Consider the following 12,485-nt stretch of genomic DNA (forward strand, 5'->3'; position numbering starts at 1 on the left):
CTTGCGGCTTTGGCTGATCTGCGGCGTTGCGCTTGCGGGCCTGTGCCTGGCAAGCCTGGGCCTTGGCGCGGCATCCCTGTTTGATGGGGATGGCGGCTGGCTTCTTGTGGTCAGCCGCATCCCCCGCACCGCCGCCGCCCTGCTGGCCGGGGCCGGGCTGGCGCTGGCCGGTGTGGTCGTGCAGCAGGTGGTGCAGAACCGGCTGGTCGAACCCGCGCTGACCGGCACGCCCGAGGCCGCGATGCTGGGCCTGTTGGCGGTGACGCTGATCGCGCCCGGGCTGGCGGTTGCGGGCAAGATGCTGATCGCGGCGGTCTGCGCGCTGATCGGCATGGCCGGGTTTCTGGCGCTGGCCCGCCGCGTGCCGCCGCAGGACCCGATGCTGCTGCCGATTGTCGGCCTGATCTATGGCGGCATCCTGGGCGCGATGACCGTCTATGTGGCCTGGACCGCGGATCTGATGCAGTTCCTGGGCATCTGGCAGATGGGCGAGTTTTCGGCGGTGACCCAGGGGCGCTATGAATGGCTTTGGGTGATCGCCGCGCTGGCGCTGGGGCTTTATCGCATCGCCGATCGGATCACGATCCTGGGGCTGGGCCGGACACAGGCGCGCGCGCTGGGGCTGAACTATGGCCAGACCCGCATGCTGGGGCTGGTGATCGTTGCGACGCTGACCGCGCTGGTGCTGGTGACGGTGGGCAATTTCCCTTTTGTCGGGCTGGTCGCGCCCAATCTGGTGTCGCGCTGGCGGGGTGACAACCTGCGGGCCAACCTGCCGCTGATCGCCTTTGGCGGGGCGGTTCTGGTGCTGAGTGCCGACATCATCGGGCGGCTGGTCGTCCACCCGTTCGAGATCCCCGCCGCCACGGTCATCGCCGTCTTCGGCGCCGCCGTCTTCCTGTGGCTGCTGCATGCCGCCCCGAGGCGCGCATGACCCCGACCGCGATCAAGCTGACCGGGCTGGCATGTGCGCTGACGGCGCTGTGCCTGGCGTTCCTGCTCTGGGGGCTGCGCGGACCGGTGGGGTTCATCCTGGAGCTGCGGGCGATCAAGCTGGCGGCGCTGGTCTGCGTGGGCGCGGCCACGGGGGCGGCCACGGTGTTGTTCCAGACCATCGCGCGCAACCCGCTGATGACGCCGGGCATCGTGGGGTTTGACGCGCTGTTCGTCCTGACCCAGACGCTGCTGGTAGCGACGCTGGGCGGGGTGGGCGTGGCGCAATTGCCGGACGGGCTTCGGTTCGTGGCCGAGGCGGGCGTGCTGATGATCGCCGCCACGGTGCTGTTCGGCGCCCTGCTTCGGCGCGATGCTGCCGATATCACGCGGATGATCCTGACCGGCGTGATCCTGGGCGTGCTGCTGCGCGGGCTGTCGTCGATGGTGCAGCGCCTGCTGGATCCGTCGGAATTCGCCGTGGTGCAACAGGCGATGTTCGCCAGTTTCGGACAGGTCGGCCGCGGCCAGTTGATCGCCGGCGCGCTGACGCTTGGCGCCGCGCTGGCCATCGCGATGCGCCATGCCGCCGCGCTGGATGTGGCGGCCCTGGGCCGGGATACCGCCCGCAGCCTGGGATTGCGCCATGACCGGCTGATCCTGATCAGCCTGCTGTTGGTTTCGGCGATGGTCTCGGTCTCGACCGCGCTGGTGGGGCCGATCACCTTTTTCGGCCTGCTCTGCGCCAGTTTCGCGCGCGCCTGGATGAACACTCACCGCCACGCGGTTCTGATCCCCGCCGCCGCGCTGATGGGGGCGGCGATCCTGGTCTGCGGGCAGTTCGTGTTCGAACGGCTGTTGCGCAGCGGCTCGACCCTGGCGGTGGTGGTCGAATTCTTTGGCGGGCTGCTGTTTCTTGTACTTGTATTGCGAAAGGCCCGGGCATGATCGAAACCGCGCATCTGGATCTGCATATCGGCGACACGCAGATCCTGAACGACATCAGCCTGCGCATCGAACCGGGCGTCATCACCGGGCTGATCGGCCCGAACGGCGCGGGGAAGTCCACGCTGCTGCATTGCCTGGCCGGGCTGACCCCGGTGACCGGCGGCACCGTGCGCATCGACGGACAGGACCCGTTCAGCGCCGATGACACGGCACGCGCGCGCATGGTCGCGCTGTTGCAGCAATCGCCCGCCATCGTGTCACGGCTGCGGGTGCATGAACTGGTCGCCTTTGGCCGCTGGCCGCATCACCAGGGGCGGCCGGGCCCGGACGATGCCCGCCATGTGGACGAGGCGCTTGAGGCGTTTGATCTGACGGCGCTGGCCGACCGGCCGCTTGAGACCCTGTCGGGGGGGCAGCGGCAACGCGCCTTTGTCGCGATGACCTATGCCCAGGATACGCCCTGGATCCTGCTGGACGAACCGCTGAACGCGCTTGACCCGCGCCATGCCCGCAACCTGATGGCGCGGCTTGACGGGCTGGCCCGCACGCGTGGGCGCAGCATCGTGATCGTCGTCCATGACATCAACGCCGCCGCCCGCTGGGCCGACCGCATCGTCGCCATGAAAGACAGCCGCGTCTTGGCCCAGGGCCCGACGCAACAGGTGCTGACCCCCGCGACCTTGCTGGACTGTTTCGACACCCCGTTCGACACGATCCCGCACAAGGGCCGCACCCTGGTCGTTGCGCAATAGCAGCGTCCGCCACGGCCAATCGGCCTGTTATTTGGCGAAAGCTGCTCAAATAGGCGGCAATCCCGTCCGATTTCAAGCATTATAAGGAATAAAACTTGAGTGAGAGGAAAATTACTCAAAGGCTTTTCCGTGCGGAAAACCGCCAAGACCCTTATCGCGCGCGAACGCTGACAGGGACAACCGGAGGACGCAAACCAAAAATCACGACGCATCGCTGCATGCGCATCAACGGGAGCTATGACATGAAGACATCCACCACCGCCCTTTTCGCCGCGGCCATCGCGCTTGTGCCGCTGGGCGCCGCGGCACAGGACAGCGACGATCCGATCGTCATTCCGATTCACAACTGGTCCAGCCAGATCGTGATGTCGAATGTCGTCGGGCAGATTTTCGAAAGCATGGGCAACAGCGTCGAATATGTGACCACCGACAGCCAGGCGGTCTATGAATCGGTGCGTCTGGGCGACGTGACGCTTGAGCTCGAGGTCTGGGAAGGCGCGTTCGGCGCCTCGTTCAGGGCAGCGATGGAAAAGGGCGGGATTGTCGATGTGGGCGATCACGATGCCGTCACGCGCGAGGATTGGTGGTACCCGATGTGGACGAAAGAGGCCTGCCCCGGCCTGCCCTCGTGGGAGGCGCTGAACGACTGCGCCGCGCTGTTCGCCACCGCCGAAACCGGCGACAAGGGCCGGTATCTGGATGGCCCGGTCGACTGGCTGAAACACGGCCAGGAACGGGTCGAGGCGCTGGGGATGGATTTCGTTGTGGTCAACGCGGGCTCGGCGGCGGCGCTTTGGGCCGAGATCGGCGCGGCCGAAGCCGACAAGCGCCCGGTGGTGGTCTTCAACTGGACCCCGAATTTCGCCGAAGCCGTCTGGCCGGGCGAGTTCGTGGAATTCCCCGAATGGGTCGATGGCTGTGACAAGGACCCCGCCGTGGGGCCGAACCCCGATGCGCTTTACGACTGCGGCAACCCGGCCAAGGGCTATCTGAAAAAGGCCGCCTGGGACGGGATGGCGGAAAAATGGCCCGCCGCCTATGCGGTGCTGGAAAAGATCAGCTTCACCAACCCGCAGATCGCCGAGATGGCCAAGCTGGTCGATGTCGACGAGATGGAACCCGAAGAGGCCGCCGAGGTCTGGCTGGAGGAGAACCAGGATGTCTGGAGCGGCTGGCTGAACTGATCGCCCCTCATCCACGAAACCCCCGCCCGGCATCCGTCGGGCGGGTGCCAGCAAACGGGATCTTCGCATCATGGCCGCCAACCCCCCTGTCATCGCCGCACGCAACGTCTGGAAGATCTTCGGCAAGGCGCCCGAGGCCTATCTGCGGTCGCTGCCCGCCGGCCGCAGCTTCGACGAGATCCGCGCCGACGGCTATATCGCCGGTGTCCGCGATGTGTCGATCACCGTCGGACGCGGCGAGATGCTGGTCATCATGGGCCTGTCGGGGTCGGGAAAATCGACGCTGGTGCGATGCTTTTCGCGGCTGCACGACATCACCGGCGGCACGATCGAGGTCGACGGCACCGATATCGGGTCACTGTCGGAACGCGCGCTGATCGACCTGCGCCGCAGCAAGATGGGCATGGTGTTCCAAAGCTTTGGCCTACTGCCGCATCGCACGGTTCTGGACAACGTGGCCTTTCCGCTGGAAATGCGCGGCCAGGACCGGCATGCGCGCCGCGAACGCGCGCTGGAAGTGATCCGGCTGGTCGGGCTGGAGGGGCGCGAGGACTATTTCCCCCGTGAATTGTCGGGCGGCCAGCAACAGCGCGTCGGCATTGCCCGCAGCCTGGCGATCGAGCCCGACATCTGGTTTCTGGACGAGCCGTTTTCGGCGCTGGACCCGCTTATTCGCCGCGAGATGCAGAACGAATTCCTGCGCCTGCAGAAGATGCTGCACAAGACCATCGTCTTCATCACCCATGATTTCGACGAGGCGCTGCGCCTGGCGGACCGGATCGCCATCATGAAGGACGGCGCCATCGAACAATGCGCCACGCCGGACCAGATCGTGCTGAACCCGGCCACCGAATATGTCCGCAAATTCACCGAAGATATCGACAAGGCGCGGGTGGTTCATGCCGGTACGCTGGCCGATCCCGCGCTGCGCGCCGAAGGCGCGGCGGTGGATGCGGACGCCTCGGTCCACGATCTGGCCAGGCTGCTGATCCAGGATCAGCGCAGCACGATCCCCGTCGAACGCGCGGGCCGCCCCGTGGGCGCCATCCGCCGGGACGAGGCGCTTGGCATTCTGGTCGGGGCGCGCTGATGGCGCACTTGCCCGCGCAGACGACACAGACCGCGCGGCGCCGCGGCGCGCTGGCCCTGACCGGGGCGGCGGGGGCGCTGATGCTGTTGCATTATGCCGGGCTGTTGCCCGCCGCGCTGCACAGACTGCCGCCGGAACGGGTGCCGGATCTGGCGGTCTGGCTGGATGCGCTGTTCAACTTCGTCAAGGACGATTTGGGGCTTCTGGCGCTGACCCGCTGGCTGACCGAGCCGCTACAATGGATGCTGGATGTGACCGCCAATCTGCTGTTCGGCAAGCGGCGCTGGCCCGGGATCGGCCCGATCCCCTGGACCGCCATCGCCGCGGCGGCCACGGTGCTGGGCTATCACCTGGGCGGCTGGAAGCTGGCGGCGCTGGCGGGCGGGACATTCGCCTGGACCGCGCTGGTGGGCCAGTGGGACATCGCGATGCAGACCATGTCGGTGCTTGTGATCGCCGCGCCTGCGGCCTTTGCCATCGGGCTGCTGCTTGGGATCGCGGCATGGAAATACGCCTGGATCGACCGCGCGCTGAAGCCGATCCTGTCGGTGCTGCAAACCCTGCCCTTCTTCACCTATCTTCTGCCGGCGGTGATCTTCTTCAAGGTCGGGCCGACCGCCGGGGCGGTCGCCACCACGATCTATGCCATCCCGCCGATGATCCTGATGACGACGCTGGGCCTGCAAAAGGTCAGCCCCGAAATCGTCGAGGCCGGGCAGATGAGCGGCTGCACGCGGCTGCAACTTCTGCGCCATGTCTACCTGCCCGCGGCCAGGACCGAGATCCTGGTGGGCATCAACCAGGTGATCATGCTCTGCCTGGCCATGGTGGTGCTGACCGCGTTCATCGGCATGCCGGGGCTTGGGGCCAAGCTGTTGGCGATGATGGGCAGTTTCAAGCTGGGCCGCTCGTTCGAGATCGGCGTGACCATCGTCCTGCTGGCGGTGACGCTGGACCGCATGTCCAAGGCCTGGGTCGCGCGCCAGCCCATGCATCACGAACGCGGCACGCCGTTCTGGCGGCGGCATTTCGCGCTTCTGGCCGGTCTGGGGCTGTTCGTCCTGTTCTGCATCGTCGCGCAATTCGTCGACCTGGCCGCCGAAATCGGCCGTCGGCAAAGCCTGAGCATGGGCAAGGAGATCGACACCGCGATCAAGGCCTTTCTGAATATCGGCTGGGTCAAGGCGACGACCGGGTTCCTGCGGGCGTTTCTGAATGTGCAGGTGCTGATCCCGTTCCGCAACTGTCTGCTGTGGATCCCGACGCCGGCCTTCATCCTGCTGATCGCGGCCTTTGCCTGGTGGCTGGGCGGGCGCCGGCAGGCGGTGATCGCGGGGCTGTTCTTTGCGCTCGTGGCGCTGTCGGGGTGGTGGGACCGGTCGGTGATCACGCTTTATTCGGTGATCTCGGCGGTGGCGCTGGCGATGCTGATCGGCCTGCCGGTCGCGGTGCTGGCGGCGCGGTCCGCGCGGTGGTCGAACCGGGTGCTGCTGATCTGCGACACGGCCCAGACCTTTCCCAGCTTCGTCTATCTGATCCCCGCGATCATGCTGTTCGGCATCACCGATATCGCGGTCATCTTCTCGATCCTGATCTTCGCGATGGTGCCGCTGGTCCGTTATACGATCGAAGGGCTGCGCACCGTCCCGCCCGAGGTGATGGAGGCCGCCGACATGTCCGGCGCCACAAGGTGGCAAAAGCTGGTAAAGGTCCAGCTTCCGCTGGCGCTGCCGACCATGGCGGTGGGGTTCAACCAGGCCATCATGTTCGCGTTCTTCATGGTCATTATCGCGGCCTTCATCGGGACGCAGGATCTGGGACAGGAATTGCAGCGCACCCTGGCGGGCACCGATCTGGGCAAGAATTTCGTGCTGGGCATCTGTGTGTCGCTGATGGCGCTGACCTTCGATCTGACGATCCTGAACTGGGCGGCCGCGCGCAAACGGCAGCTGGGGCTGGGCTGAGGGCCTCGCGCCCGCGTCATCCTTTGCGCATCATCACCGCCAACAGGTACAGCCCGCCGATGAAGCCGGTCGTCAACCCCACGGGCAGGACCGCGCCCAACGGGGCGGACTGGCTCAGCAGATCGGCGCCCATCAGCAGCGCCGCACCGGTCAGCGCCGCCGACAAAAGCGGCACATCCGGCGAGCGGGTCATCCAGCGTGCCAGTTGCGGCGCGGCCAGCGCGACAAAGGCGATGGGCCCGGTCGCCGCCGTCCCGATCGAGCTGAGCCCCACCGCCGCCAGCACCAGAACCGCACGGCGCCGGGCAACCGGCACGCCCAGCTGGCGCGCCATATCCTCGCCCATTTCGATCATCGACAGATCCCGCGCCATCCCCAGAACCACCGGCGCGAACAGCGCCAGCCCAACGCCGACGGTCGCCACATGATCCCAGTTGCGCGCCGCCAGCGACCCCGCCAGCCAGACCTGCGCGGCGGTCACCATGTCGATCTCGCCCATGGCCAGAAGCATCGTGTTGATACCGCCCAGAAACGCCCCGGCCCCGATGCCGACCAGCACCAGCCGGTACCCTGCCCCCGCTGCCCGGCCCCGCCGCGCCAGCAACAGAACCGCCAGCGCCGCCGCCAGCCCCGACCCCACGGCGGTCAGCGCCGTGCGCAGCGGATCAAGGCTGCCCAGCACGATCTGAACCACCGCCCCCGTCGCCGCCCCGGTGGTAAAGCCGATCACATCGGGCGAGCCCAGCGGGTTGCGCGAGAGCGACTGGAAAACCGCGCCCGCCATGCCCAGCGCGGCCCCCACACCCGCCGCCGTCAGCACGCGCGGCAACCGCACCCGGCCAAGGATCCGCGCCGCGACCGTGTCGCCATCGCCCAGCAGGGCACCCGCGATTTCGGGCAGCGAAAGCGCCAGCCGCCCCGTCCCCAACAGCTGGATCGACAGGCCAAGCACCAGCACCAGAAGCCCCGCCCCCACCACCAGCGCGCGGGGACGCCAAAGCAGGCTCAGCCCCCCGATCCGCAGCAGGTTCACACCCGGGGGTCTCATGGGCGCGCCAGGTTGAAGCGCCGCACCACATGGATGAAGAACGGCCCGCCCAGCAAGGTGGCGACGATCCCGGCGGCCAGCTCGTTCGGGGCGACCACGACCCGCCCCGCGATGTCCGACACCAGCAACAGGACCGCGCCGGCCAGCGCCGACAGCGGCAGCGCCCGCACGCTGCGTGGCCCGACACAGGCCCGCGCGACATGGGGCGCCACCAGCCCCACAAAGGCGATGGGCCCGGCCGCAGCGGTGGCCGCGCCCGCCAGGGTCATGACCGAAAGACAGCCCAGCCCCCAAACCCGCCGGGGGTCCAGGCCAAGCACCCGGCCCAGATCCTGGCCCAGCGCCAGCGCATCCAGCGCCGGGGCCAGCAGCACGGACAACACCCCGCCCGCCAACAGCGCCGCCAGCATCACCATCCCCACCGTCAGGCCGCGCCCCTCCAGCGCGCCGGCGCCCCAGTTGCGGAAAATGTCCAGCACATCCGGCCCGGCATTCAGGATCAACAGCCCCGAGGCCGAGCCCAGCGCCACCGAAAGCCCCGCACCGGCCAGGATCAGCCGGACCGGATCGGTCCCGCTGCGATGCGCCCGGCCCAGGAAAAACACCGCCGCCCCGGCCAGCCCCGCGCCCGCGATGGCGCACCAGATATATTGCAAGATCCCGCTCAGCCCAAAGGCCATGGCGCCAATCACAACCGCAAGCGCGGCGCCGGAATTGACACCCAGAAGGCCCGGCTCGGCCAGCGGATTGCGCGTCAGCGCCTGCATCAATGCCCCCGCCAGGCCCAGCGCGGCCCCCGCCCCCACCGCAAGCACGGTGCGCGGCAGCCGCAATTCGCGCACCACCAGATGCAGGTCATTGCCGGGGTCATAGGATGTGAAGGCGCCCAGAACCTGCACCGGCGGCACGGGCCGCGACCCGACCGCCAAGCTCAGCACCGCCAGAACCGCCAACGCGGCCAGCGCCATCAGGCCCATGCGCAGCACGGCGGGTTACTCGGCCAGTTGCGCGACGACGGTATCGATCATCTGTCGGCCGGAATAGTAATCCACACGAAAGGAACTGGGCCCCAGGGCATAGACCCGCCCGTCCCTGACCGCTGGCAGATTGGCCAGCACCGGGTCCGCCATGAACGTGCCGATATCGTCGGCATCCGCGGCCAACAGGAAGATGCTGTCGCCGGTGATCGCGGCGGGCAGATTCTCGTGCGAGATGAAATCGAACTCGCGCGATTGCTGCACGGCACCCGACATTTCGGGCGGAATGCCGGTGACGGTAAAGCCCATCTCGGCCAACACACGGGCCTGGGCGCTGATGGGTTTGCTGACCCCATAGGTGCCGAAGAAATTATAGGACACGATGCTGACGCTGCCCGCGGGATGGGCGATGCGTTCAGCGGCGGCATGGGCATGGTCGGTGAAATCCTGCACGACCGCACGGGCCTGATCCTCTTGCCCGGTGACGCGTGCCAGCGTCGCGGCCAGATCCTCCCACGGATTCACGCCATAGTTCAGTATCAGCACCGGATAGCCCATCGCCGCGATCTCGGGGGCGAAGGGCAGAACGCTGTCGCCGCCGGTTTCCGAAATGACGACCAGATCGGGTTCGGCCAGGATCAGCGCCTCGATATCGAATTCCAGATCGCGATAGAGCGGCACCACCCCGTGGTCATGCGCCACATCTGCCCATTGGGTGAAAAACCCGTCATCGTCGGTCAGCGGACCGTCGGCGGCCGATGCGGTGGCCGCAACCGGCGCCCCGATGGCCAGAAGCGTGCCGGTCAGGCTGGGCGAGGTCGACACGATGCGCTGCGGCGGGGCGTCCAGCGTCAGGGTGCCGGTCGCGTGGTCGATGCTGCGCGGCCAGCCCTCGTCCGCGGCAAGCGGGGTCGCGGCAAGCAGCAGCAGGGAAAGAAGCGTTTTCATACGGCCTCGTCGCGGTCCATCATGTCCTCCAGGGTCAAGCCCTCGGCGCGGGCGGCCTCGTATGCGGCCAGGCGCTGGCGGTCCAATTCCGTGCTGCACATGCCGTGTTTCCAGTACCCGGTCACCTGAAGCGCCGCGGGCGGCAGGCCAAGCTTGCGGAAATGGGTCCGCAGAAGCCGCATCTCGCTGCGCTCGCCCGCCGCCCAGATCGTCCAGTCCTGGGGGGAGGTGATGGCGCTGGCGGCAGCGGCAAAGAGCCGCCCCGTTGTGCCCGCCGCCATGGCCGCGTCGCGCAGCATGAAATGGCGCGCGACCCCCGGCACCCTGGGCAGGGCGTCCATCGCCGCGCGGTCGCAGCCCTCGACCCAGATCGCGCCGGGCACACCCTGGGGCCAGGCCCGCAGGATCGAAAACACCGCCGGAATCGCGGTGTCGTCGGCGAAAAGCGCCGCGCGCTTGCCGGGGGTGAATGGCGGCACGAAATGGGTGCGCGGCCCGGTCATCCACACGCGGTCACCCACGCGCAGATCGCGCAGCCAGCGCATCGCGGGGCTGTCATCGTCATGCAGGACGACGTCGATCTCGACCTCGCGCCGGGTCGGATCGAAATGGCGGATGGTATAGATCCGGCTGAGCGGGCGGGCCGCGGCAAGGTCATCGACCTCGATCCGGACGGCCAGGTTCGGTACCGTCCATTGCTGCGGATCGCTTGTATCGACGCGGCCCGTCACCCGCGCAATCGACGGATAGGGGCTGGAAATGCCGGTCACATCCAGCGTCGTGCGCTGCATGTCGCGCATGTGGTCCTTCTGATCGAGGATGGCTTTGCGGTCCTCGACCCGGTGCGTGTGCTGTTCCATCTCGGGCTTTCCATCGGGACCTGTGTCAAAGGTCCGGTCATGGTTGATCTGGCTGGCTGCTTGCAGGACAAGGCCCCGAGTGGCTGCGTTCATATTGCATAGCGCGTTCCACGATGCAATACGGGAGGCCATCCGCCCGAAACCGGCATGGAGCCACCATGACAAACCGTTTGAGCGCCCAGGACGTGACCCTGCGTTACGACGACCGCGTGATTTCACGGGCGCTGTCGCTGGACATCCCCGATGGCGCCTTCACCGCCATTGTCGGCCCGAACGCCTGTGGCAAATCCACCCTGCTGCGCGCGCTGGCGCGGCTGATGCCGCCGCAAAGCGGTCAGGTCACGCTGGATGGCAAGGCGATCAGCCGCCTGCCCTCGCGCGAGGTGGCGCGGCGGCTGGGGCTGTTGCCGCAAAGCCCGTTCGCGCCAGACGGGATTACCGTGGCCGATCTGGTGGCGCGCGGGCGATTTCCCCATCAGCGGTTTCTGCGGCAATGGTCGCCACAGGATGCGCTGGCCGTGGACCGCGCCCTGGCCGATACCGGCACCAGCCACCTTGCCGACCGGCCGCTTGCGGACCTGTCCGGCGGGCAGCGGCAGCGGGTCTGGATCGCCATGGCGCTGGCGCAAGAGACCCCGATCCTGCTGCTGGACGAGCCGACGACCTTTCTGGACATCGTCCACCAGGTCGACCTGCTGGAGATGCTGGCGCGGCTGAATGCCGCCGGGCGCACCATTGTCGCGGTGCTGCACGAACTGAACCTGGCGTTTCGCTATGCCGATCATGTTGTGGCGATGCGCGATGGCGCGGTGGTTGCGGCGGGCGCGCCGTCGCAGATCGTCACCGCCGAACTGATGCGACAGGTTTTTGACCTGGCGGCGCTGGTGATGCCCGATCCGCTGACCGGGCGTCCGATGGTGATCCCGCATGGCCGCCCGGATGCGGCGGGCGAAGCGGCTCAGATCTCGGGCTGATCGGGTTCCGACAGCCCGCCGGTTGCCCGGTTCACGACCCGCGCAACATCCAGCAATGCATGGCGATCCGACGGCGCGCGCAGCTTTCCCAGGTCCGTCACCGTGGTCAGGACACAGGCCACGGATCCCTGCGCATCCAGAACCGGCGCCGCCTGTCCCGTCACCCCCGACAGAAGGTGGCTTGTCAGCTCTGCCCAGCGGTCGCGGCGGATCGCGTCCAACGTTGCGCGTGTGGGGGGCGTGCCGCGAAACTCGGGCGGCTGCACGGCGCGCGCTTGTTCGATCAGGGCCCGCGGCAAACAGGACTGGAACACCAGCCCACAGGCCGAATTGTCCAGCGGCAGGACATCCCCCAACCCGACAGAGCTGATCGCGAACTGCGCGCTGCGATACCAGCGCACCATCACCGGCCCGCGATCGGTCCAGATCGCCACACCGCCGCTCATCGCGTGGCGTTCAGCCAGTTGCCGCATCTGCGCGCCCGCGATTTCCACCGCATCGACACGGCGCAGGGCGGCAATCCCCAGCGACAGCGCCCCGGGGCCAAGGTCATAGGCGCTGCTGAGCGGGTCCTGAACCGCCATCCCGTCCTTCAGCAACGTCTGAAGATACCGGTGGGCGGTCGACCGCCCGGTGCCGGTTCGGCGCGCAAGCTCGCCCAGCGGCAGGGGGCCATCGGCCCGCGCCAGGCATTCCAGAAACCGGATCGCCACCGAAACCGACTGGATCATGCTGCTGCGCCGTGGCCCGTCGGCATCGGATTTGTGCCTGGCGGTCTCTGCGGTGTCTGTCATCTGCTGGGACTTT

The 12,485-nt window shown here is 67.7% G+C and carries 12 protein-coding genes; 7 read left to right on the plus strand and 5 right to left on the minus strand.

The window, feature by feature from the left end; all coding sequences use genetic code 11:
* Nucleotide 1 precedes the first annotated feature (1 nt).
* The 6 genes from CLM60_RS19120 (at nucleotide 2) to CLM60_RS19145 (ending at nucleotide 6,871) form a co-directional block, all read left to right on the plus strand.
* The gene (locus CLM60_RS19120; protein WP_095590659.1) at nucleotides 2–934 is read left to right on the plus strand and encodes an iron chelate uptake ABC transporter family permease subunit; all 933 of its coding nucleotides are present in this window, start codon (nucleotides 2–4) and stop codon (nucleotides 932–934) included.
* Entirely contained in the window at nucleotides 931–1,881 is a 951-nt protein-coding gene (locus CLM60_RS19125) for an iron chelate uptake ABC transporter family permease subunit (RefSeq protein WP_095590660.1), read from the plus strand. Before CLM60_RS19120 ends, CLM60_RS19125 begins: the two co-directional genes overlap by 4 nt.
* Complete coding sequence (locus tag CLM60_RS19130; protein WP_095590661.1) at nucleotides 1,878–2,633, plus strand: iron ABC transporter ATP-binding protein; 756 nt, start codon at nucleotides 1,878–1,880, stop codon at nucleotides 2,631–2,633. The genes CLM60_RS19125 and CLM60_RS19130 overlap by 4 nt, the downstream gene beginning before the upstream one ends.
* 242 nt (nucleotides 2,634–2,875) lie before the next feature.
* Nucleotides 2,876–3,817: an ABC transporter substrate-binding protein gene (locus CLM60_RS19135; RefSeq protein WP_095590794.1), complete on the plus strand. Its 942-nt coding sequence runs from the start codon at nucleotides 2,876–2,878 to the stop codon at nucleotides 3,815–3,817.
* 70 nt (nucleotides 3,818–3,887) lie between these two features.
* Nucleotides 3,888–4,907 carry a quaternary amine ABC transporter ATP-binding protein gene (locus tag CLM60_RS19140; protein WP_095590662.1) on the plus strand — a complete coding sequence of 340 codons (1,020 nt, stop codon included), beginning with the start codon at nucleotides 3,888–3,890 and terminating at the stop codon, nucleotides 4,905–4,907.
* On the plus strand, nucleotides 4,907–6,871 hold the full coding sequence (locus CLM60_RS19145; protein WP_095590663.1) for an ABC transporter permease: 1,965 nt from the start codon (nucleotides 4,907–4,909) through the stop codon (nucleotides 6,869–6,871). Before CLM60_RS19140 ends, CLM60_RS19145 begins: the two co-directional genes overlap by 1 nt.
* A gap of 16 nt (nucleotides 6,872–6,887) precedes the next feature.
* Here the strand turns inward: CLM60_RS19145 and CLM60_RS19150 are convergent, their stop codons facing one another.
* The 4 genes from CLM60_RS19150 to CLM60_RS19165 are packed head-to-tail and all read right to left on the minus strand — an operon-like array spanning nucleotide 6,888 to nucleotide 10,797.
* Nucleotides 6,888–7,919, minus strand: a complete 1,032-nt coding sequence (locus tag CLM60_RS19150; protein ID WP_095590664.1) for a FecCD family ABC transporter permease — start codon at nucleotides 7,917–7,919, stop codon at nucleotides 6,888–6,890.
* Nucleotides 7,916–8,896, minus strand: coding sequence for a FecCD family ABC transporter permease (locus CLM60_RS19155; RefSeq protein WP_095590665.1), 981 nt, complete (start codon nucleotides 8,894–8,896; stop codon nucleotides 7,916–7,918). Before CLM60_RS19155 ends, CLM60_RS19150 begins: the two co-directional genes overlap by 4 nt.
* Nucleotides 8,897–8,911: 15 nt before the next feature.
* On the minus strand, nucleotides 8,912–9,844 hold the full coding sequence (gene fepB / locus CLM60_RS19160) for a Fe2+-enterobactin ABC transporter substrate-binding protein (RefSeq protein ID WP_095590666.1): 933 nt from the start codon (nucleotides 9,842–9,844) through the stop codon (nucleotides 8,912–8,914).
* Nucleotides 9,841–10,797 carry a siderophore-interacting protein gene (locus CLM60_RS19165; protein ID WP_245848493.1) on the minus strand — a complete coding sequence of 319 codons (957 nt, stop codon included), beginning with the start codon at nucleotides 10,795–10,797 and terminating at the stop codon, nucleotides 9,841–9,843. The genes fepB and CLM60_RS19165 overlap by 4 nt, the downstream gene beginning before the upstream one ends.
* A gap of 65 nt (nucleotides 10,798–10,862) precedes the next feature.
* Between CLM60_RS19165 and CLM60_RS19170 the strand changes: the two genes are divergently transcribed.
* Nucleotides 10,863–11,678 carry an ABC transporter ATP-binding protein gene (locus tag CLM60_RS19170; protein ID WP_095590667.1) on the plus strand — a complete coding sequence of 272 codons (816 nt, stop codon included), beginning with the start codon at nucleotides 10,863–10,865 and terminating at the stop codon, nucleotides 11,676–11,678.
* On the opposite strand, the gene CLM60_RS19175 is transcribed toward CLM60_RS19170, so the two are convergent.
* Nucleotides 11,663–12,472 (minus strand): IclR family transcriptional regulator, encoded by an 810-nt coding sequence (locus CLM60_RS19175; protein ID WP_217983306.1) that lies wholly within the window; start codon nucleotides 12,470–12,472, stop codon nucleotides 11,663–11,665. The genes CLM60_RS19170 and CLM60_RS19175 overlap by 16 nt on opposite strands.
* Nucleotides 12,473–12,485: the final 13 nt, after the last annotated feature.

The sequence above is a fragment of the Actibacterium ureilyticum genome, assembly GCF_002285435.1.
In the GTDB taxonomy this organism is placed as follows: Bacteria; Pseudomonadota; Alphaproteobacteria; order Rhodobacterales; family Rhodobacteraceae; genus Actibacterium_C; species Actibacterium_C ureilyticum.